At 75.9% G+C, this 398-nt stretch carries 1 protein-coding gene; it reads left to right on the forward strand.

What is annotated here, in order from left to right:
• Nucleotides 1-43: 43 nt before the first annotated feature.
• Nucleotides 44-398 (forward strand): FAD/NAD(P)-binding protein (locus tag K206_RS39130; protein WP_043367043.1); only part of this gene is annotated, 355 nt, incomplete at its 3' end.

Raw genomic sequence — 398 nt, forward strand, 5'->3', positions numbered from 1 at the left:
CTGCGGGCCGCCGCCGAGGCGCCCGCCGCAGCCTGAGACCACCATGACCCGATTCCGCCCCGCCACCGAACCCGGGCCGCGCCGCATCGCCATCGTCGGCGGCGGCATGGCCGGCACCCTGACCGCCATCCGCCTGCTGCGCGACACCAGCGCGCCGCTGGCCATCCAGCTTTTCGAGCCGCGCGCCGAGGTCGGCCGCGGGCTGGCCTACAGCACGCCCGACCCGGCCCACTACCTGAACGGCCCCGCGCTCAACTTCAGCCTGTTCCCGGAAGCGCTGGACGACTTCCCGCACTGGCTGGCGCGCCACGGCCTCGCCGCCGATGCCGGCAACACCTTCGCGCCGCGCCGCGTCTACGGCGACTACCTGCAGGACACGCTGGCGCGCGCGCTGGCCG

It is taken from the genome of Cupriavidus sp. WS (genome assembly GCF_000395345.1).
Lineage (GTDB): Bacteria > Pseudomonadota > Gammaproteobacteria > Burkholderiales > Burkholderiaceae > Cupriavidus > Cupriavidus basilensis_B.